Here is a 19,966-nt window from a genome sequence, read left to right on the forward strand (position 1 = left end):
GCGATGGGCGGGGAACGGGTTCCGGCGGGGTTCACCGAGCAACGGGCTCGGGTCGGCCAGATCACCATGAACTACGTCCGTGGCGGCGCCGGCCCGCCACTGGTGCTGCTGCACGGGTACCCGCAGTGTTGGTACATGTGGCGGCACCTGCTGCCCGAGTTGGGGCGCTCCTTCGACGTGGTCGCGCCCGACCTGCGCGGCTTCGGGGGCAGCGACGCCCCGGACGGCGGGTACGACAAGAAGACTGTCGCCGCCGACCTGCACGGACTACTCGACCAGCTCGGCCTGGCCGGCGACCTTCGGCTGGTCGGGCACGACCTGGGGACCATGGTGGCGTACGCGTACGCCGCCGCCCATCCGCAGCGGGTGAGTCGGCTGGTGCTCAGCGAGGCGCCGATCCCCGACGAGAGCATCTACACGTTCCCCGCGCTCACCTCGGCCGGGCCCGGGGTGTGGAACTTCGGCTACTTCTCCCTCGGCAACGGGCTTCCGGAGGCGTTGGTCGACGCGCGGGAGTCGCTCTGGGTGGACAAGTTCACCGACGCGCTGATGGTGCGCAAGGGCAGCATCGCCGCGCCCGACATCGAGGAGTTCGCCAGCCACCTGCGCGACCCGGCGCACCTGCGGGCCAGCTTCGCCTACTTCCGGGCGTTCGAGCAGGACATCGCCGACAACGCAGCGTACCGGGGCACGAAGCTGACCATGCCGGTGCTGGCCGTCGGGGCGGCGGCCAGCCTCGGCGGGCAGGTCGCCGAGCAGGTCCGCCGGTACGCCGACACGGTCCGCGGCGAGGTGATCGAGGACTGCGGGCACTGGCTGTACGAGGAGCGCCCGGACGAGATGCTCGCCCTGCTGCGCGACTTCCTTCAGGCGGCCTGAACCGCGGCCCGCCAGCGTCTTCGGTCAGGCGGCGGGCGTCCAGGCGTGGGCGGCCAGTGGCGGGTCGAGCGGTGCCCGGGTGAGCCGGTTGGCGAAGGTGGACATGGTGTACGCGCCGACGCCGAGGACCACGTCCAGCGCGTGCCGGGGCTGGTAGCCGGCGGCCAGGAAGTCGTCCATCTCGTCGTCGGGCACTGCGCCCCGGTGGTCGAGCACGGCCAGCGTGAAGCGGCGCAGCGCCTCCAGGCGCGGGTCGGGCAGCACCGAGCCGGCACGCAGCGCGGTGATCAACTCGGGGGTCGCGCCGAGTCCGGTGAGCTTGCCGGTGTGCAGGGCGACGCAGAAATGGCATTCGTGACTCGTGGAGACCGTCAGGATGACCACCTCCCGGTCCAGCGGGGCGAGGTCGGTCTGCTCGAAGCCCGTGCTGGCGGTGAGGAAGCCGGTGAGCAACTGCGGCGAGTCGGCCATCAGCGCCACCGGGGTGGGCAGCCAGCCGAACCTGCCGCGTACTCCCTCGATGGACCGACGGGCGGCGGTGGGTGCGGTCTCAGCGGTGTGAGCGGTGAAGACGGGCATGGTGACCTGCTTTCCGGAGCCTGGTTCGGCGGACGTTATGATAGTCAACGTGGTTGACGAAATAGTAAACGTGGTTGTCGAACATGGCAACCGCTGATCCCGCGCGTCCCGGCTTCGCGCTGCCGCTGCTGCTGCTGGCCGGCTTCCGGACGCTGATCGACGACCTGCACGCCGAGCTGGCCCGGGAGGGGCATCCGGAGCTGCGACCGCTGCACGGGTTCGTGCTCCAGGCCGTCGGCGCGGACGGCACCACCGCCACCGAGCTGGGCCAGCGGCTGGGCATCTCCAAGCAGGCCGCCGGCAAGACCGTCGACCGGTTGGTGGCCGTCGGCTACCTGGAGCGGGTCGACGACCCCTCCGACGCCCGACGCCGATTGGTGCGGGTGACACCGCGCGGCGCCGACGGGCTACGCCGCTCGGCCGAGATCTTCGACCGGCTGCGTGCACAGTGGGCCGAGACGCTCGGCCCGGAACGGGTCACCGCGATGGAAGACGACCTCGGCACGATGGCCTCGGCCAACTGGTTCCGACTCGACGTGCCCGGCTGGTTCGGCGGCTGATCGTCGGCTGCCGGCCGGTCGCGGACGATTCCGTGGCCGGCCCGCGCGTCATCGAACAGGTCAGTCCAGCCCGCCGTACGAGTGCAGGCCGGTGAAGAAGATGTTCACGCCGAACAGGTTCATCAGCATGGTGAGGAAGCCGAGCACCGCGATCCAGGTGGCCACGTTGCGCTTCACGCTCGGCGTCGCGCGCGCGTGCAGGTAGCCGGCGTACACCACCCAGGAGATGAACGCCCAGGTCTCCTTCGGGTCCCAGCCCCACGGCCGACCCCAGGCCGCCTCGGCCCAGATGGCACCGGCGATCACCGCGAAGGTGAAGATCGGGAACGCGAAGGCGTGCAGCGCGAAGGTCAGCCGCTCCAGCCCGGCCGCGCCGGGCATCCGCTTGGCCAGGGTGTACGGGAAGCTCCGCTTGCCCTGCTCGTACCCGTTGCGCATCAGGAAACCGACCGCCGGCACCACGCCGAGCAGGAAGATGCCGGACGCGAAGACGATCGTCGAGACGTGGATGATGAACCAGTACGAGTTCAGCGCCGGGACCAGCGGCACGATCGGCACGTACAGCACCAACTCGGCGGTGGCGACCAGCAACACCATCACCAGGGTGAGGAAGAGCCCGAGCTTGCGCAGCGACTGTCGCTTCCAGAGCACCACCAACCAGGCGGCCACCCCGATGAACGTCACGGTGAGCACGAACTCGTACATGTTGCCCCAGGGCATCCGGTCCGCCGCGAGCCCACGGGTCACCAGCGCCGCCAGGTGCAGCGCGGCGGCGACCGCTGTGGCGCCCACCCCGATCAGGCCCGCGAGCCGAGCCCGCCCGGCGGAGCGGTCGGCAGTGGGTGACGAGGGGACCGGCGCGGGCGACTTCGAGAGGACACCGCCGCCGCCGGCACCGACCAACTCGCGCACCGGAGCCGCCGTGGCGACCCGGGTACGCACGTTGCCCAGCGCGTACTCGACGGCGTGGCCGATCATCGCGATCAGGTACGCCAGGATCGCGAACGTCACCAGATTGTCGGAGAGTGCGGACATCACTCGGCTCCTTCTCGCACGCCGGCCCGGTCAGCGGAGTCAGTGCCAGCACCAGCCCGTTCGGCACCGCTGACGGCGGCGACCAGCTGGGTGAACTCGTCGGCGAACCCTGGATAGTCGGTACGCGGCAACCCACCGACCTCCATCAAGCTACTACCGCTCGTCGGAGATCCTTCCCCGGGGTCGGCCGGCACCACCCGGAAGAACACCCGACGGCGCTTCCCGAACAGCGAACCCATCAGCCCGACCAGCAGGACGCCGCAGCTGACCAGCAGCATCGTCGAGCCGGGATCGTGCCGGATGGAGAGGGTGACGTACCGCTCGGTGCCCAGAAACTCGACTGTCGTGCCGTCGTCCAGCTTCCAGGTCTCGCCCTTACGGAGCAGTTTGGTGCCGACCTCCTTGACCTTGCCGGCCCGCACCTGCCGCTGGTCGAGTTGGTAGACCGAGCCGGGGATGCCGGCGTCCAGGCCGAGGTTGCCCCGGTAGGCGACCAGGTTCAGCGCCGGGTTGCGCTCGGTCGGGTACTGCGAGCGGACGAACGGCGCCTGCTCGGGCGCGGTGGGCAGGTAGATGCCGGTGAACGCCATCTGCAGATCCGGTGCGCGCTGGCCGGTCGCCGGGTCGACGTTCGCGTCCGGGAAGGCCGCCAGCCCCTCGCTGGTCAGGCCCATGTCGCCGGTGGTCAGGAACGGCTCGTCGCTGATCTGGCTGTTGCCGAACCGGTCGGTGTAGCGGATCACCGGGGCGTACCCGTGGCCGAGCAGGTAGACGCTCGCGTCGTTCAGGCGCAGCGGCGAGTTCACCGAGAAGTCGGCCCTGCGGGTCGGCTCGTCCGGACCGTCGACGGTGACAGTGGCATTGAAGAACTCCGGCTGGCCGGACGCCAGGAACCGGGCCTCGAAGTCGTCCAGCCGCAGGCAGAAGCCGGGCAGGTCGGCGCTGTCCACCTGGGGGCCGAGCTTCGCCTCGGCGTACTGCTGGCGGGTGTTGCAGAACGCGTTGTCCGCGCCGGCCACCAGCAGCCGGTTGCCGCTCCAGCCGTACCAGGAGCCGAGCGCCACCCCGATCAGCACCGCGATCAGCGAGGTGTGGAAAAGCAGGTTGCCGGTCTCCTTGAGGTAGCCCTTCTCGGCGGAGACCTCGTCGCCGCGCACCTCGACGCGCCAGCGGCGCTTGCGCAGCGCCTCGGCGATCGCCGCCGCCCCACCGGGCGGAGCTGGCAGCACTGTGTGCTGCGGCAGCCGGGCCATCCGCTTCGGCGCGGCCGGCGGACGGGACCGCAGCGTGCGGATGTGGTCGCGCAGCCGGGGCGTGATGCAGCCGATCAGGGAGGTGAACAGCAGCAGGTAGATCGCGGAGAACCAGACCGACCCGAAGACCTCGAACGCGCCGATCCGGTCCAGTCGGGGGGCCCAGTCCGGGTGGTCGACGAAGTACTCGTTGACCTTCTCCGGGCTGATCCCGCGCTGCGGCAGCACCGAGCCGGGAATGGCGGCGATCGCGAGCAGGAAGAGCAGGATCAGCGCCGTACGCATGCTGGTGAGCTGCCGCCACGAGTTGCGCAGCAGGGCCAGCAGCCGGTTCGGTCGGCGACGTGGCGCGGGCGCCGCGGTCTCCGGTCGGTCGTCGACGACCGTCATCAGATGCTCACCTCGCCCACCCCGACGGTGGTCTGCAGCCAGATCACGAAGCTCTGCCATCCGCCGGTGACCAGGGCCAGACCGATCAGGATGAGCAGGGCGCCGCCGACCCGGGTGACCCAGCGGCTGTTGCGCCGGACGGCGCGAAAGACCCCGAGCAGGCGTTCGAAGCCCAGCCCGAAGACGATGAACGGTATCCCCAACCCGAGGCAGTACGCCACGGCGAGCACCACGGCTCGGTCGCTCTGGCCGCTGGCGGTGGCCATGCCCATCACCGCGCCGAGGGTGGGGCCGGTGCAGGGCACCCAACTGAGCGCGAAGACCGCCCCGAAGACCGGTGCGCCGAGCAGCCCGGCCGACGGCAGCCGGGAGATCCGGAACTCCCGTTGCAGGGCCGGGATCATCCCGAGGTAGCTCAACCCCGCCACGATGATCAGCACGCCGACGCCGACCTGCAACTCGCGCTCGTAGTCGAAGAACACCCGGCCGATGCTGGCGAAGAGGATCGCGGTGGCCACGAAGACGACTGTGAAGCCGCCGATGAAGAGCAGCGTCCCGGCGAGCACCCGGCCCTTGACCGCGCCGGCTCGCGCGACCCGCTCCTTGACCGCGACACCCCCGCCGGCGGGCGCGGGATCGGCCTCCGGCCGCCGGCCCTCCAGGTCGGCGCCGGCCAGACCGGTCACGTACGACAGGTAGCCGGGGACGAGCGGAAGCACGCACGGGGAGAGGAAGCTGACCAGGCCGGCGAGCGCCGCCGCGCCGATGGCGAGCAGCAGCGGCCCGCTGAGGGCCAGTTGCTCGAAGGTCTCACCCATCAGTTCGACGCCGACTTCTCGGCGGCGATCCGTTCGACGATCGGTTGCAGGCCCTCCTGCTTGACGGCGGCCCGGATCACCGCCGCGATCCGGCCGTCCCGGTCGAGCACCACCGTCGCCGGCACGCTGTTCGGCGGGATGTCCAGCGAAAGTGCCGTCTTGCTGGCCGGGTCGAACAGGCTCGGATAGGTGACCCGGCCCTTCTCGAACGCCTTGGCCTTGTCCCGCGAATCCTGGACGTTGATGCCGAGGAAGGTCACCCCGGAACCCTTGGTGGCCTGGTAGACGGCTTCCAGGTCGTCCGCCTCGGCGCGGCACGGCGCGCACCAGGAACCCCAGAAGTTGACCACCACGACCTGACCGCGCGCCTCGCTGACGTCGTAGCTGCCGCCGAGCAGCAGCTCACCGGCGACCTTCGGGGGTGTTGAGCGCTGGTCCGGTGCGCACTCGAAGATCCCGTCGGTGGTGGTCGTGCAGGTCTTCTCCTGCGCCTTCGACGACGTGCAGCCGACCAGCGCCACCGCGGCGACGGTGGCGAGCAGACCGGCGGTCCACCTCCGGGCGTTCATCAGGCCCCCTTGGCCGTCCGGGCGGTCGCGGAGAGAGCGATCAGGTGCGCGGCCGGCTCGCTGTAGCCGATGCCCGCCACCTTCGCGCCGTCGAAGTGGAACGAGGTGAGGCTCGCCAGCCCGCACTGCCGCTTGCGCGGGTCGTGCCAGAGCCGCTTGCGCTCGACGTAACGGCGCAACGTCCAGATCGGGAGCTGGTGCGACACCAGCACCGCCTCGCGTCCCTCGGCGGCGACCCGGGCGGCGTGCACGGCGGCGAACATCCGCTCGGCGATCACCCGGTACGCCTCACCCCAGGAGGGGGTCACCGGATCGCGCAGCACCCACCAGTTGCGCGGGTCGCGGAACGATCCGTCACCCGGGGAGACCTTCTTGCCCTCGAACCAGTTGGCGCTCTCGATCAGCCGCTCGTCCACCCCGACCGGCAGCCCGAACTGGGCGGCGATCGGCTCGGCGGTCTGCTGGGCGCGCTCCAGCGGACTGGCCACCACGTGCACGATCTCCCGCTCGGCCAGGCCCTGCGCGGCGGCCTTGGCCATCTGCACGCCCAGCTCGGAGAGTCGGAAACCGGGCAGCCGGCCGTAGAGGATCTGGTCGGGGTTGTACACCTCGCCGTGCCGAAGCACGTGGACCACCGTCTTGCTCAAGGTCTTCTACCCCCCGTGACCGGCCGCTGCCGCCGCGTTCGCCGCCGTCGGCAGCGCGTCGGCGATGTGTTCCAGAGCGGCGTCGTCGAGCGCCGCCGACACGAACCACGACTCGAACGCGCTCGGCGGCAGGTAGACGCCGGCGGCGAGCATCGCGTGGAAGAACGCCTTGAACGCCGGCACCTGCTGGGTGCGCGCGCTGTCGTAGTCGACCACGTCGGCGTCGGTGAAGAAGACCGAGAACATGCTGCCCGCGTACGACAGTCGGTGCGGGACCCCGGCGGCGGCCAACGCGTCGGACGCCAACTTGCCCACGACGGCGGCCGTCTCGTCGAGGCGCTGGTACAGCGCGTCGTCGGCGAGCCGCAGGGTCGCCAGGCCGGCGGCGCAGGCGAGCGGGTTACCGGAGAGGGTGCCGGCCTGGTAGACCGGGCCGGCCGGCGCGAGCCGCGCCATGATGTCCGCGCGCCCGCCGAACGCCGCGGCGGGCAGGCCACCACCCATGACCTTGCCGTACGTCCACAGGTCGGCGTCGGAGGCGTCGAGGCCGTGCCACCCGGCGCGGGAGACCCGGAACCCGGTCATCACCTCGTCCACCACGAGCAGGGCGCCGTGTGCGTGCGCGATCCGGGCGAGCTGCTGGTTGAAGCCGTCGCGGGGGGCCACCACGCCCATGTTGCCGGCGGCGGCCTCGGTGATCACCGCGGCGATGTGCGGGCCCTCGGCGGCGAACGCCTCCTCGACGGCCCGGATGTCGTTGTACGGAAGAACTATCGTCTCGCTGGCCGCCGCGCCGGTCACGCCGGGCGAGTCGGGCAGGCCCAGGGTGGCCACGCCGGAGCCGGCGGCGGCGAGCAGCGCGTCGACGTGGCCGTGGTAGCAACCGGCGAACTTGACGATCTTCGAGCGGCCGGTGAAGCCGCGGGCCAGCCGGATCGCCGACATGGTCGCCTCGGTGCCGGAGTTGACCAGGCGGACCTGCTCGACCGGGGTCCGGGCGACGATCTCGGCTGCCAACTCCACCTCACCGGGCGTGGGCGTGCCGAAGCTGGTGCCCAAGGCGGCAGCGGCCTGGACGGCCTCCACCACCTCCGGGTGGGCGTGCCCGAGGATCAGCGGACCCCAGGAGCAGACCAGGTCGACGTAGCGGCGACCGTCGGCGTCGTACAGCCACGGGCCCTCACCACGGACCATGAAACGCGGGGTGCCGCCGACCGCCTGGAAGGCGCGCACAGGAGAGTTCACCCCGCCCGGCACAATGGCGCGGGCGCGGTCGAACAGGGCCTCGGAGGCCGGCGCGTCGGCTGGGTAGCGGCCGGACCCGGCGGGAAAGATGTCGGTCACGATGCCGCCATTGTGACAGCGCCGGACGGTCAACCAGCAGCCACCCCGTGGTGGGGTTACCCGGCTCACCTGTGACCCGCGCCGGTCAGCAGCGCCGACCCGGGGGGCCTCGTGGCCTGGACGGCGACGGCTCGCGGCCTCGACAGGCCAGGTCGATCGGATCGCGCTAGGCTGACCGGGTGGATCGTGCCGAACTGTCCATCACGCTACACCGGACGGGCGACGAAGCAGTCTTGCGCCTGGCCGGTGAGATCGACATGCTCACGGCGGCCCAGCTCTCCACCGTCGTCAACGAGGTGCTGGCCGACCCGCCGCCGAAGATCGTGCTCGACCTCGGCGGCGTCACCTTCTGCGACTCGCAGGGCCTGGGCACCCTGGTCGTGCTCAGCCGCAAGGCCAGCCACGCGCAGAGCCTGCTGATGCTGACGCACGTTGGCGACTTCCTGATCCGCGTGCTGGACATCACCGGCCTGCGCAGCGCCCTGATGATCCGCAACGACCAGCCCACCGGCTGAGCCGCCCCACCGCGTCAGGCGGTGTTGCCCCAACGGGCCTGTTCGAGCAGCCGTACCGCCCGGTCACGGACCTCCGGGTCGTCCGAGCGGAGCTGCGCGGTCGCCTCGTCGACAGCGTCGGTGAGCCGCCGCCACTGCGTGTCGCGCTCCCGGACCAGATCCGACTGGGTGGCGAGTTGCCGGGTCTTCACCCACAGCTCGACGAAGACCGACACCTTGGCCCGGAGCACCCACGGGTCGAACGGCTTGGTGAGGTAGTCCACAGCGCCCACCTGGTAGCCCCGAAGGGCGAGCTGGGCGTCCCGGTCGGCGGCGGTGAGGAAGATGATCGGCACGTGCCGGGTCCGCTCGCGGCGCTTGATGTGGCTCGCCGTCTCGAAGCCGTCCATGTCCGGCATCTGCGCATCCAACAGGATCACCGCGAAGTCGTCCACCAGCAGCTGCTTGAGCGCCGCCTCGCCGCTCTCCACCGCCACGGACTGGACCGGCAGGCCCTGAAGGATCGCCTCCAGGGCCGTCAGGTTCTGCCGCCGGTCGTCCACGAGCAGCGCTTTGGCCATCTGGGTCACGAAGTCTCCTCGGTCCGGCTGCCGTTGATCCAGGACGACATCAGTTCGATCAGGTCGTCCAGGTCCACCGGCTTGGTGATGTAGTCGCTGCCCCCGGCAGCGAGCGCCGACTCACGGTCACCCGGCATCGCCTTCGCGGTCAGGAAGACCACCGGAAGGTCGGCGAACCGGTGGTTGCGGCGAATCTGGCGGGTGGTCTCGTAACCGTCCTGGTCGGGCATCATGGCGTCCATCAGCACGATGTCCACCTCCGGATGCTCGGCCAGCAGACGGACACCGTCCGCCCCGTTGTCCGAGTACAGCACGGTCATCCCGTGCAGCTCCAACGCGCTGGTCAAGGCGAAGACGTTACGGACGTCGTCGTCCACGATCAGCACCGTGGCGCCGTCCAGTTGACGGGTGGCCGGCGCCTCCGGCCGTTCCGGCAGCAGTTCCAGCGGTGGCATCAGCAGCGACGACGGCAGGCCGGCGCGCTGCGGCGACGGCATCTGCGGCGCTACCACCGCGTCCGGGGCCAGCACCTGCGGCACGAACAGGGTGAAGGTCGAGCCCTGACCCGGCGCGGACGACACGGTGATGGTGCCGCCGATCAGTCGGGCCAGATCGCGGCTGATCGACAGGCCCAGGCCGGTGCCGCCGTACCGGCGACTGGTAGTGCCGTCGGCCTGCTGGAACGCCTCGAAGATGATCGACAGCTTGTCGTCGGAGATGCCGATCCCGGTGTCGATCACGGTGAACGCGATCACCTGCTGGGCGTTCGTCAGCGCCGGCACGTCGAAGACCGCGTTCTCCGCGGCCGGGGCGATCCGCAGCGTCACGGCACCGTTGTCGGTGAACTTCACAGCGTTGGACAGCAGGTTGCGCAGGATCTGCTGCAACCGCTGCGCGTCGGTCACCAACGCCGGCGGCAGATCCTTGCTCACCCGTACCTGGAAGTCCAGGTTCTTCTCCTCGGCCTGCGGCGCGAACGCCTGCTCGACGTAGCCGCGCAGCTCGGTGAAGCGGATCTCGGTCGGCTCGACGTCCATCCGGCCCGCCTCGATCTTGGACAGGTCGAGGATGTCGTCGATCAGTCGCAGCAGGTCGGAGCCGGACCCGTGGATGGTCCGGGCGAACTCGATCTGCTTCGGGCTGAGGTTCTGCTCCGAGTTCTCGGCCAGCAGACGGGCCAGCAGCAACAGCGAGTTCAACGGGGTCCGCAGCTCGTGGCTCATGTTGGCCAGGAACTCCGACTTGTACGCCGACGCCCGGGTCAGCTGCTGCGCCTTCTCCTCCAGGCCCAGCCGCGCCAGCTCGATCTCCCGGTTCTTCGTCTCGATGTTGCCCTTCTGCTCGGACAGCAGAGTGGCCTTCTCCTCCAGCTCGGCGTTGGTGCGCTGCAACTCCGCCGACTGCTCCTGCATCTCGTGCGCCAGCCGCTGCGACTGGGCCAGCAGCTCCTCCGTACGCCGGTTGGCCTGGATGGTGTTGACAGCGATGCCGATGGTGAGCACCAGCCGCTCCAGGAACGACAGGTGCAGCTCGGAGAAGGCCGACACGCTGGCGAACTCGATCACCCCGAGCAGCTCGCCCTCGAACAGGACGGGGAGCACCACCAGGTCGGACGGGGGTGTCTCGGCCAGGCCGGAGCGCAGGGTGAGCCGGCTGTTCGGGGAGGCGCTGACCCGGATCGTGCGACGGGAGAGCGCTGTCTGCCCGACCAGCCCCTCACCCGGCCCGAAGGTGACGTCGTGCCCCCGTGCCACGTACCCGTACGAGGAGGTCAGCCGCAGCCGCATGCTGCCGTCGGTGTCGTCGGCCAGGAAGAAGGCGCCGAGCTGGGCGTCGACCAGCGGAGTCACCTCCGTCATGATCATGCGGCAGACCTCACCGAGGTCGCGCTGGCCCTGCAACAGGCCGCCGATCCGGGCGAGGTTGGAGTCCAGCCAGCCCTGCTCGGCGTTCTTCTTTGTCGTCTCCCGGAGGGTGACGATCATCTGGTTGATGTTGTCCTTCAGCTCGGCGACCTCGCCCTGCGCCTTGACCGCGATCCGCTGAGTGAGGTCGCCCCGGGTCACCGAGGTGGACACCTGGGCGATGGCCCGCAACTGCGTGGTCAGCGTCGAGGCGAGCTGGTTGACGTTCTCGGTGAGGTCGCGCCAGGTGCCGGAGACGCCCTTCACCTGCGCCTGGCCACCGAGCTTGCCCTCGATACCGACCTCGCGGGCCACCCGGGTCACCTCGTCGGCGAACGACGACAACTGGTCCACCATCGTGTTGACTGTCGACTTCAGCTCCAGGATCTCGCCCTGGGCGTCCACGGTGATCTTCTGCGACAGGTCACCCTTCGCCACCGCAGTGGTCACCGAGGCGATGTTGCGGACCTGGCTGGTCAGGTTCGACGCCATCGAGTTGACGTTGTCGGTCAGGTCCCGCCAGGTGCCGGAGACGCCCTTCACCTGCGCCTGACCACCGAGCTTGCCCTCGGTGCCCACCTCGCGGGCCACTCGGGTCACCTCGTCGGCGAACGACGACAACTGGTCCACCATCGTGTTGACAGTCGACTTCAGCTCCAGGATCTCGCCCCGCGCATCCACGGTGATCTTCTGCGACAGGTCACCCTTCGCCACCGCCGTGGAGACCTGGGCGATGTTGCGGACCTGGGCGGTCAGGTTCGACGCCATCGAGTTCACGTTGTCGGTCAGGTCCCGCCAGGTGCCGGCGACCCCGCGCACCTGCGCCTGGCCGCCCAACTTGCCCTCGGTGCCCACCTCACGCGCGACCCGGGTCACCTCGTCGGCGAACGACGACAACTGGTCCACCATCGTGTTGACAGTCGACTTCAGCTCCAGGATCTCGCCCCGCGCATCCACAGTGATCTTCTGCGACAGGTCACCCTTCGCCACCGCCGTGGTCACCGAGGCGATGTTGCGGACCTGGCTGGTCAGGTTCGACGCCATCGAGTTCACGTTGTCGGTCAGGTCCCGCCAGGTGCCGGAGACACCCTTCACCTGCGCCTGGCCGCCCAGGTTGCCCTCGGTGCCCACCTCACGGGCCACCCGGGTCACCTCGTCGGCGAACGACGACAACTGGTCCACCATCGTGTTGACTGTGTTCTTCAGCTCCAGGATCTCGCCCTGGGCGTCCACAGTGATCTTCTGCGACAGGTCACCCTTCGCCACGGCGGTGGAGACCTGGGAGATGTTGCGGACCTGGCTGGTCAGGTTGCCGGCCAACTGGTTGACGTTCTCGGTGAGGTCCCGCCAGGTGCCGGAGACGCCGCGCACCTGGGCCTGACCGCCCAGCTTGCCCTCGATGCCCACCTCACGCGCGACCCGGGTCACCTCGTCGGCGAACGACGACAACTGGTCCACCATCGTGTTGACGGTGTCCTTCAGCTCCAGGATCTCGCCCTGCGCCGCCACCGTGATCTTCTGCGACAGGTCGCCGCGCGCCACCGCCGTGGAGACCTGCGCGATGTTACGGACCTGGGCGGTCAGGTTCGACGCCATCGAGTTGACGCTGTCGGTCAGGTCCTTCCAGGTGCCCGCCACGTTCGGCACCTCGGCCTGGCCGCCCAACTTGCCCTCGGTGCCCACCTCGCGGGCCACCCGGGTCACCTGCTCGGCGAAGAGCCGCAGCGTGTCGGTGAGGTAGTTCATCGTGGCGGCCAGCTCGGCCACCTCACCACGCGCGCCGACCGTGATCTTCTGCGACAGGTCGCCCTTGGCCACCGCCGTCGCCACCTGCGAGATCGACCGCACCTGGCCGGTCAGGTTCGACGCCATGGTGTTCACCGAGTCGGTGAGGTCCTTCCAGGTGCCGGCGACGCCCCGCACGTCGGCCTGGCCACCCAACTTGCCCTCGGTGCCCACCTCACGGGCCACCCGGGTCACCTCGTTGGAGAACGACGACAGCTGGTCCACCATCGTGTTCACGGTGCGCCCGATGCGCAGGTACTCACCGCGCAGCGGCCGACCGTCGATCTCCAACGCCATGTGCTGGGACAGGTCACCGTCGGCGACCGCCACGATCACCCGGGCGATCTCGGTGGTCGGTCGACCCAGGTCGTCGATCAGCGAGTTGATCGCCCGCTGCCCCTCCGCCCAGGAGCCGTCCAGCCCTTCGTCGTCGAGCCGCTCGGTGAGCCGGCCGTCGCGACCGACGATCCGGCTGATCCGCCGCAGGTCCAGGTACTGCCGCTCCTGGAGCGAGACCACCTCGTTGAAGGCGTCCGCCACCTCACCGGCCGCGCCGGCCCGGCGGGGAAGCCGGACCTTCAGGTCGCCGCGCCCGATCCGTCGCAGTGCCTCGGCCAACTCACCGAGGAGCGCCTCGTGGTCGGGCGCGGACGGATCCGCCACCGACTGCTTCGACGTGGTCATCATTCCTCGCTCAACTCGGGGGGCGCCGGTCCGTGCGGACACACCGGCACCCCATATTGTGCCCGCGCGCGCCGTGATGCCAGGGTGCGCGACCCGCCAGGTGGCATCGATCGCCCCGTCGACCCGCCCGATCGGCGTCGAGCCGGCACGGCGCGCCGCAAACCTCGCCCGGCTCCCGGACCGGTCGTTTCGACACGTCAACCCGCTCCCTGCCGCCGGTGCCGCTGACCGACGCGACAGCCCACGATCGGTGATCGGCTTGGCACCCGGCAGGGGGACGGTGGAGGATACGGGGGTGTCAGCCGAGGCGGGGCCCGCGACGGCCGGGGCCCGGGACGGGGCCGTCCGGCGTGTGCGGCTGCCCGCCGACCGCCGTACCCCGGCCGCCGCCCGCGCCGTGGTCCGCTCGGTGTTGACCGAGTCACACCTGGACGAGCTGGCCAACGAGGCGCTGCTGCTCACCACCGAACTGACCACCAACGCCGTCGAGCACGCCCGTACCGAACTGGACATCGAGGTCGTCGCGGACGAGGTCGGGCTGACCGTCACCGTCTCCGACTTCGCCCCCGGTTCCGGCGACGAGCTGACCGTCGGCGACCGCAACGACTCCACCGAGATCAACGAGGTCTCCGTGCGGGGCCGGGGCCTACTGCTGGTCGACCACTTCGCCAGCCGCTGGGGCACCACGTACCTGCCCACCGGCAAGGGCGTCTGGTTCCGGCTGGACCGCCCCGGCGCCGACCCGCCCGCCTCGGGCACCATCGGCGAATCGACACCGGCCAACGCCGGCCCCCGGACCAGCACCGACGGGTCCGCGCCGAGCGCCAGCGCGATGAGCGAACTCATGCAGACCGCCCCCGACCTGCACGGGGACGATCCGTTGCCCGATTTCGCCACCAGCCTGCTCAGCCGGGTCGCCGAGATGGTGGGGGCAGCCGGCGGCACGATCCGGCTGGACCGGGGCGACGGGCAGGGCCGTCAGGTGCTGGCCCGCTTCGGTCGGCCGTCCCGCCCCGGCAGCGAGCTGCTCCGGGTGCCACTGACAGTGCACCGCCCGTACGCCGGGGAGTTGGAGTTGGACGCCGCGCCGTCGGCGTACGCCCAACCGTTGGCGGTGCTCACCGCCGAGCGGCTGTCGCTGCACCTGGAGAACGACCGGCTGCGCCGGGCCGACGTCCGCCGGCAGGTGTGGCTGACCTTCCTGGCCGAGGCGAGCGAACTGCTGGCCCAGTCGCTCGACGTCGACCTGACCATGGCGCTGGTGCCGCAGTTGGTGGTGCCGCGACTCGGCCAGTGGTGCGCGGTGCACACCGCCGACGAGTGGGGTCGGCTCCGGCTGGCGGCGGCCAGCCACGCCGACGAGTCGATGCTTCCGCAGTTGCACAAGGTGCTGGCGGAGACCGGGCCGGACTCGATCCAGGCCCGCCTCCGCGAGGCGTCCCGCAGCGCGGCGCAGATCCCCCTGGGCGGGCCGATGGAGGGTTTCGCCGTCCCGCTGATCGCCCGCGGGCAGCGGCTCGGGACCCTGGCGGTGGGGCGGCACCAGCGGCACCGGCACGACCCGGACGAGGTGGCCGTGTTGGAGGACGTGGCCCGGCGGGCCGCGCTGGCCATCGAGAACGCCCGGATCCACGCCGAACGCCGTCGGGTGGCGCAGACGCTCCAGCAGTCTCTGCTGCCGCCGGTGCTGCCACTGGTGGACGGGATCGGTTTCGCCGCCGAGTACGTGCCGACCGGCGACGACGCCGAGGTGGGCGGCGACTTCTACGACGTGGTGCCGCTGCCCGACGGGCGCTGGCTGGTGGTGATCGGTGACGTCTCGGGCAAGGGTGTCCAGGCCGCCGCGGTGACCGGGCTGGTCCGGGACGTGATCCGGGTGCTGGTCGGCGACGGAAAACCGTTACCGGAGGCCCTGGCACGGCTCAACGAGACACTTGTCGAGCGCGGTGGCGGTCGCTACTGCACGCTGGCGCTGGCAGCGGTCGGGCCGGGCGAGGGTGACCAGTTGGACGTCTCGCTGCATCTCGCCGGGCACGACCGGCCGGTGTTGCTGGCCGCGGCGGGCGGCGCCGGGTTCGTCGGCACCGGCGGCACCGCGCTCGGCCTGCTCGACACGATCACCTCGCCGACGGCGGAGATCACGCTCGGACCGGGCGATTCGCTGATCTTCTACACCGATGGCGTCACCGAGCGGCGGCGCGGCCGGGAGTTGTTCGGCACCGACCGACTGCGGGACGCGGCAGCGCCCCTGGCCGGATATTCGGCCGACGTGGTGGCCGCCCGGCTGCGGGCCGCGGCGATCAACTTCTCGGTCGAGCCGCCCCGGGACGACATCGCCATCCTGGTGCTCCGCAACGACGCGACCTGACCGCCGCACAGGCCCCCTGGTCTCGGGTCCGCTCGATAGATTGACGGCCATGACGAGCGTCGCGCAGGTCACGTCGTACTCCCGGCCGGCGGTCCGGGCCCTGATCCTCGCGCAGTTCGCGACCATCGGCGGGTTCCTCACCGTGCTGCTGCTCTACATCGGTCGGATGACGAGCGCCGACGTCGGCCCGGCCGAGATGCTGACCGGCGCGTACGACCCGAAGGACGTGGCCTTCTTCGGTGTGCTCCACCCAGTGGTGGCGGTGCTCTACCTGACGGGTGCGGTGCTCGGGCTGCCGTTGGCGATCGTCGCGGGGGTGATGGTCGCCCGGGAGCGCGAGGCCCTGCCCCGGGCAACCCGGTCACTGCTGCTGGCCGGCGGGGTCGGCAGCCTGCTGGTGCTGGTGGCCCGTCTCACCCCGCCGCTGCTGGACATGCACCGGTGGTGGATGGACTGACCTCGGCCGGGCCGCACCGGCCGACCGGCTCACCCGGGCGCGCCGCACCGGCCGGCGGCTCAGCCTCACAGGCCGCCGGGGAGCCGCCCGGGCGCGAGTCGGTGCTCCGGATCCAGGTGCCGCTTCGCGGCCCGCAACTGGGCCAGGCCGGCCAACTCGCCCCAGAGGTCGACCGCCTGGCGGACCGCCGCCGGAGCGGACACCACCACACAGCGGCCCTGCCGGGCCAACAGCACCCCTCGGACGGCGGCCAGGATGGACGCCACCCGGTCGGCTGCCAGCGCCCCGGGCAGTGCCGCGTGCACCACGCCCAGCCCGGCGGAGCCGCGCACCGGCACCGGCGCTCCGGCCGCGTCGCGTAGCGCGTAGACGGCGGCGTGCAGGTCGCCGATGGGCACTTCCAGGCGCAGCGCCGTGTCGCCGGGCGCGAACGGGTAGCGGCGCCACCACGTCGGCGCGGAGTGGGCGATCGTCGCTTCCCCGTGCAGCAGGCCGACGAGCCGCTCGGCACGTTCGGTGACGTCGGCGGGGCCGCCTTCCAGCAGCACCACCAGGCTGCCGGCCCGGGACGGGGCGCCGGCCCGACCGGACATGGACGGATGACGCTCGCGGGCGGTGGCCGCCGGGTGACCTGGCGGGTAGGGCGTACGTGGGCGGGGGGTGCTTCCGGGCAGGTCCAGCTCGATGGCCGACGGCTCCAGCCGCGCGGCGAGGATCGTCCGGACCAGGTCGTGCACCTCCAGCGGCGTCCACACCGGGCGGGACACCCAGAGCCGGCTCGCCGGCACCGGCTGCACCCGCAGGCTCGCCGACACCAGCACGCCGAGCGCGCCCTGGGAGCCGCAGAGCAGGCGGGCCAGGTCGAGCCCGGGCGCGCCACCGCCGACGCTGATCAACTCGCCGTCGGCGGCGAGGTAGCGCACACCGAGCAGTTGGTCGCAGGGGCTGCCGTGGCGGTGGCGCAGCGGGCCGGTCTCGCCGGCGGCGAGCACACCGCCCACTGTCGCGCCGGGTGAGGGGGCGTCCATCGCGAGCCGCTGCCCGGTGCGCTCCAGGGTGGCCTGCACCGCCCGCAGTGGAGTGCCGGCCCCGACGTCGGTCACCAGCGAGTCGACCGGCTCGTGACCGATGCCGGCCAGCCGGCCGGTGTCGAGCAGGATGTCGACCTGAACGGGGGCGGCCCCCCAGTCGATCTTCGTGCCCGCACCTCGGGGCACCACCGCCAGATCGTGCACGGCGGCCAGCCTCAGCACCTCGGCGGCGGCGTGCGGGCCGCCCGGGACGGCCACCCAGCGCGCCGGTCGCCCCGCCACCTCGTCGGCCGGCCCGGCCAGCCGGGAGAACGGTGGACCGCAGATCGCCGCCAACCGCCGGGTGATCTCGAGGGCTCCGGACCGGCCGAGGGAACTCGCTGCTGCCGCCATGCCGGCCATCGTACATGTGTTCGAATGCCGTGGTGGCGAGTATCGGGATGCCGCTGGTCCGGCGCGCTGCCGCTGCCGGCCGGTAACGTGGCCGCCGTGACCACCGAGACTGCCCCGCCCGCGGCGAAGCGGGTGCCCAGCGAGCGCACCCACCACGGCGACACAGTCGTCGACGAGTACGCCTGGCTCGCCGCCAAGGACGACCCGGAGACGATCGCCTACCTGACCGCCGAGAACGAGTACACCGACGCGCGTACGGCACACCTGGCCGACCTGCGCGCCGAGCTGTTCGAGGAGACTCGCCGACGCACCCAGGAAACCGACCTGTCCGTGCCGACCCGCAAGGGCGGGCACTGGTACTACACCCGGACGGTCGAGGGACAGCAGTACGGGGTGCAGTGCCGCCGGGCGGTCCGCGACGGTGAGACCGACCCGCCGGTCAGCGCGGACGGCGCCCCGCTCGACGGCGAGGAGGTGCTGCTCGACGGCAACCTGCTGGCCGAGGGGCACGACTTCTTCTCGCTCGGCGCGTTCGACGTCAGCCCGGACGGTCGCTGGCTGGCCTACTCCACCGACTTCTCCGGTGACGAGCGCTTCACCCTGCGGGTGAAGGACCTGACCACCGGCGAGCTGCTACCGGACGAGGTGCCGGACACGTTCTACGGCACCGCCTGGTCGGCCGACGCCTCGGTGCTGTTCTACGTGACGGTGGACGACGCCTGGCGGCCGAACCGCGTCTGGCGACACACCGTCGGCTCCGCCGCCGCCGACGACGTGGTGGTCCACCAGGAGGACGACGAGCGGTTCTGGGTGGGGGTGGAGCTGACCCGGTCGGAGAGGTTCATCCTCATCGACGTACACAGCAAGGTGACCAGCGAGGTGCTGGTGATCCCCGCCGGCAACCCGACCGGCGCACCGGCCGTGATCGCCCCCCGCCGACAGGGCGTCGAATACACCGTGGAGCACCACGGCCACCGTTTCCTGATCCTGCACAACGACGGCGCGGAGGACTTCGCGCTGGCGTTCACCTCGGCGGACGTACCGGGCGACTGGGTGCCGTTGATCGAGCACACGCCCGGCACCCGGCTGGAGGCCGTCGACGCCTTCGCCAACCACCTGGTGGTGTCGCTGCGCACCGACGGGCTCACCGGGCTGCGGATGCTGCCGGTGGGCAGTGACGACGGGTACGACATCGACTTCCCCGAGCCGCTCTACAGCGTCGGGTTGGACGCCAACCCGGAGTACCGCACCGGCCAGGTCCGGCTGCGCTACTCCTCGCTGATCACCCCCGACTCGGTGTACGACTACGACCTGGTCACCCGGCAGATGGTGCTGCTCAAGCAGAAGCCGGTGCTGCCCGGGCCGGACGGGCGACCGTACGACCCGGCCGAGTACGAGCAGCACCGGGACTGGGCGCTCGCCGACGACGGCACCCGGGTGCCGATCTCACTGGTCTGCCGCGTCGGCACCCCCCGGGACGGCTCGGCCCCCTGCGAGCTGTACGGCTACGGCTCGTACGAGGCCAGCATGGACCCGTGGTTCTCGGTGGCCCGGCTGTCCCTGTTGGACCGGGGCGTGGTGTTCGCCGTGGCGCACATCCGGGGCGGCGGTGAGCTGGGCCGACGGTGGTACGACCAGGGCAAGCTGCTGGCCAAGAAGAACACCTTCACCGACTTCGTGGCGTGCGCCCGGCACCTCGTCAAGGCCGGCTGGACGGCCAGCGACCGGCTGGTCGCCCGGGGCGCCTCGGCCGGTGGCCTGCTGATGGGCGCGGTGGCCAACCTCGCGCCGGACGCGTTCACCGGGATCGTGGCGCAGGTGCCGTTCGTGGACGCGCTCACGTCGATCCTCGACCCGTCGCTGCCGCTGACCGTCACCGAGTGGGAGGAGTGGGGCAACCCCCTCGAGGACCCCGAGGTGTACGCGTACATGAAGTCCTACACGCCGTACGAGAACGTGGCCGCCGTCGACTATCCCGCGATCCTCGCGGTGACCAGCCTCAACGACACCCGGGTGCTCTACTCGGAGCCGGCGAAGTGGATCGCCCGGCTGCGGGCGGTCGCCCCGAGCGGCGACTACCTGCTGAAAACCGAGATGGGTGCCGGGCACGGCGGCCCGAGCGGCCGCTACGACTCCTGGCGCGAGGAGGCGTTCATCAACGCCTGGATCCTGGACCGCATCGGCCGGGCCTGACG

16 protein-coding genes are annotated in these 19,966 nt (G+C 71.2%); 6 read left to right on the top strand and 10 right to left on the bottom strand.

What is annotated here, in order from left to right; all coding sequences use genetic code 11:
* The first annotated feature begins 3 nt into the window (after positions 1–3).
* A complete protein-coding gene (locus tag PSH03_RS12490; protein WP_238689199.1) occupies positions 4–879 on the top strand; it encodes an alpha/beta fold hydrolase in 876 nt (291 codons plus the stop codon).
* Positions 880–903: 24 nt separating this feature from the next.
* On the opposite strand, the gene PSH03_RS12495 is transcribed toward PSH03_RS12490, so the two are convergent.
* Positions 904–1,458 carry a carboxymuconolactone decarboxylase family protein gene (locus PSH03_RS12495; RefSeq protein ID WP_238689200.1) on the bottom strand — a complete coding sequence of 185 codons (555 nt, stop codon included), beginning with the start codon at positions 1,456–1,458 and terminating at the stop codon, positions 904–906.
* An 83-nt stretch (positions 1,459–1,541) separates the two neighbouring features.
* Here PSH03_RS12495 and PSH03_RS12500 point away from each other — a divergent pair, with 83 nt between their 5' ends.
* Entirely contained in the window at positions 1,542–2,018 is a 477-nt protein-coding gene (locus PSH03_RS12500; RefSeq protein WP_238689201.1) for a MarR family winged helix-turn-helix transcriptional regulator, read from the top strand.
* A 60-nt stretch (positions 2,019–2,078) separates the two neighbouring features.
* On the opposite strand, the gene ccsB is transcribed toward PSH03_RS12500, so the two are convergent.
* The 6 genes from ccsB to hemL are packed head-to-tail and all read right to left on the bottom strand — an operon-like array spanning position 2,079 to position 8,074.
* The gene (gene ccsB, locus PSH03_RS12505; RefSeq protein WP_238689202.1) at positions 2,079–3,053 is read right to left on the bottom strand and encodes a c-type cytochrome biogenesis protein CcsB; all 975 of its coding nucleotides are present in this window, start codon (positions 3,051–3,053) and stop codon (positions 2,079–2,081) included.
* Positions 3,053–4,696, bottom strand: coding sequence for a cytochrome c biogenesis protein ResB (resB, locus tag PSH03_RS12510; protein ID WP_238689203.1), 1,644 nt, complete (start codon positions 4,694–4,696; stop codon positions 3,053–3,055). The genes ccsB and resB overlap by 1 nt, the downstream gene beginning before the upstream one ends.
* Positions 4,696–5,514: a cytochrome c biogenesis CcdA family protein gene (locus PSH03_RS12515; protein ID WP_210785253.1), complete on the bottom strand. Its 819-nt coding sequence runs from the start codon at positions 5,512–5,514 to the stop codon at positions 4,696–4,698. The genes resB and PSH03_RS12515 overlap by 1 nt, the downstream gene beginning before the upstream one ends.
* Positions 5,514–6,083 (bottom strand): TlpA family protein disulfide reductase, encoded by a 570-nt coding sequence (locus PSH03_RS12520; RefSeq protein ID WP_238689204.1) that lies wholly within the window; start codon positions 6,081–6,083, stop codon positions 5,514–5,516. The genes PSH03_RS12515 and PSH03_RS12520 overlap by 1 nt, the downstream gene beginning before the upstream one ends.
* Positions 6,083–6,730 (bottom strand): histidine phosphatase family protein, encoded by a 648-nt coding sequence (locus tag PSH03_RS12525; protein ID WP_091395739.1) that lies wholly within the window; start codon positions 6,728–6,730, stop codon positions 6,083–6,085. The genes PSH03_RS12520 and PSH03_RS12525 overlap by 1 nt, the downstream gene beginning before the upstream one ends.
* Positions 6,731–6,736: 6 nt before the next feature.
* On the bottom strand, positions 6,737–8,074 hold the full coding sequence (gene hemL / locus PSH03_RS12530; RefSeq protein ID WP_210785251.1) for a glutamate-1-semialdehyde 2,1-aminomutase: 1,338 nt from the start codon (positions 8,072–8,074) through the stop codon (positions 6,737–6,739).
* Positions 8,075–8,253: 179 nt separating this feature from the next.
* On the opposite strand from hemL, the gene PSH03_RS12535 reads away from it, so the two are divergent.
* Positions 8,254–8,589, top strand: a complete 336-nt coding sequence (locus PSH03_RS12535; RefSeq protein ID WP_088951070.1) for an STAS domain-containing protein — start codon at positions 8,254–8,256, stop codon at positions 8,587–8,589.
* A 14-nt stretch (positions 8,590–8,603) separates the two neighbouring features.
* Here the strand turns inward: PSH03_RS12535 and PSH03_RS12540 are convergent, their stop codons facing one another.
* Positions 8,604–9,158 carry a response regulator gene (locus tag PSH03_RS12540; RefSeq protein WP_091395745.1) on the bottom strand — a complete coding sequence of 185 codons (555 nt, stop codon included), beginning with the start codon at positions 9,156–9,158 and terminating at the stop codon, positions 8,604–8,606.
* Positions 9,155–13,522, bottom strand: a complete 4,368-nt coding sequence (locus PSH03_RS12545) for a HAMP domain-containing protein (RefSeq protein ID WP_238689205.1) — start codon at positions 13,520–13,522, stop codon at positions 9,155–9,157. The genes PSH03_RS12540 and PSH03_RS12545 overlap by 4 nt, the downstream gene beginning before the upstream one ends.
* A 295-nt stretch (positions 13,523–13,817) precedes the next feature.
* Between PSH03_RS12545 and PSH03_RS12550 the strand changes: the two genes are divergently transcribed.
* Positions 13,818–15,890, top strand: a complete 2,073-nt coding sequence (locus PSH03_RS12550; RefSeq protein ID WP_238689206.1) for a SpoIIE family protein phosphatase — start codon at positions 13,818–13,820, stop codon at positions 15,888–15,890.
* Positions 15,891–15,939: 49 nt separating this feature from the next.
* Positions 15,940–16,347, top strand: coding sequence for a hypothetical protein (locus tag PSH03_RS12555; RefSeq protein WP_238689207.1), 408 nt, complete (start codon positions 15,940–15,942; stop codon positions 16,345–16,347).
* A gap of 65 nt (positions 16,348–16,412) precedes the next feature.
* Here PSH03_RS12555 and PSH03_RS12560 read toward each other — a convergent pair whose 3' ends face one another.
* Positions 16,413–17,771, bottom strand: coding sequence for an FAD-binding oxidoreductase (locus PSH03_RS12560; RefSeq protein ID WP_210785247.1), 1,359 nt, complete (start codon positions 17,769–17,771; stop codon positions 16,413–16,415).
* A 96-nt stretch (positions 17,772–17,867) separates the two neighbouring features.
* On the opposite strand from PSH03_RS12560, the gene PSH03_RS12565 reads away from it, so the two are divergent.
* Entirely contained in the window at positions 17,868–19,964 is a 2,097-nt protein-coding gene (locus PSH03_RS12565; protein ID WP_238689208.1) for a S9 family peptidase, read from the top strand.
* The last annotated feature ends 2 nt before the right edge of the window (positions 19,965–19,966 follow it).

This window comes from Micromonospora salmantinae, assembly GCF_022230905.1.
In the GTDB taxonomy this organism is placed as follows: Bacteria; Actinomycetota; Actinomycetes; order Mycobacteriales; family Micromonosporaceae; genus Micromonospora; species Micromonospora salmantinae.

Bases quoted from the DNA above. Each gene is read 5' to 3' on its own strand.
- ccsB (WP_238689202.1), bottom strand. From the start codon at position 3,053: ATGTCCGCACTCTCCGACAATCTGGTGACGTTCGCGATCCTGGCGTAC.
- PSH03_RS12545 (WP_238689205.1), bottom strand. From the start codon at position 13,522: ATGACCACGTCGAAGCAGTCGGTGGCGGATCCGTCCGCGCCCGACCAC.
- PSH03_RS12560 (WP_210785247.1), bottom strand. From the start codon at position 17,771: ATGGCGGCAGCAGCGAGTTCCCTCGGCCGGTCCGGAGCCCTCGAGATC.
- PSH03_RS12515 (WP_210785253.1), bottom strand. From the start codon at position 5,514: ATGGGTGAGACCTTCGAGCAACTGGCCCTCAGCGGGCCGCTGCTGCTC.
- PSH03_RS12500 (WP_238689201.1), top strand. From the start codon at position 1,542: ATGGCAACCGCTGATCCCGCGCGTCCCGGCTTCGCGCTGCCGCTGCTG.
- PSH03_RS12490 (WP_238689199.1), top strand. From the start codon at position 4: ATGGGCGGGGAACGGGTTCCGGCGGGGTTCACCGAGCAACGGGCTCGG.
- resB (WP_238689203.1), bottom strand. From the start codon at position 4,696: ATGACGGTCGTCGACGACCGACCGGAGACCGCGGCGCCCGCGCCACGT.
- PSH03_RS12555 (WP_238689207.1), top strand. From the start codon at position 15,940: ATGACGAGCGTCGCGCAGGTCACGTCGTACTCCCGGCCGGCGGTCCGG.
- PSH03_RS12495 (WP_238689200.1), bottom strand. From the start codon at position 1,458: ATGCCCGTCTTCACCGCTCACACCGCTGAGACCGCACCCACCGCCGCC.
- PSH03_RS12520 (WP_238689204.1), bottom strand. From the start codon at position 6,083: ATGAACGCCCGGAGGTGGACCGCCGGTCTGCTCGCCACCGTCGCCGCG.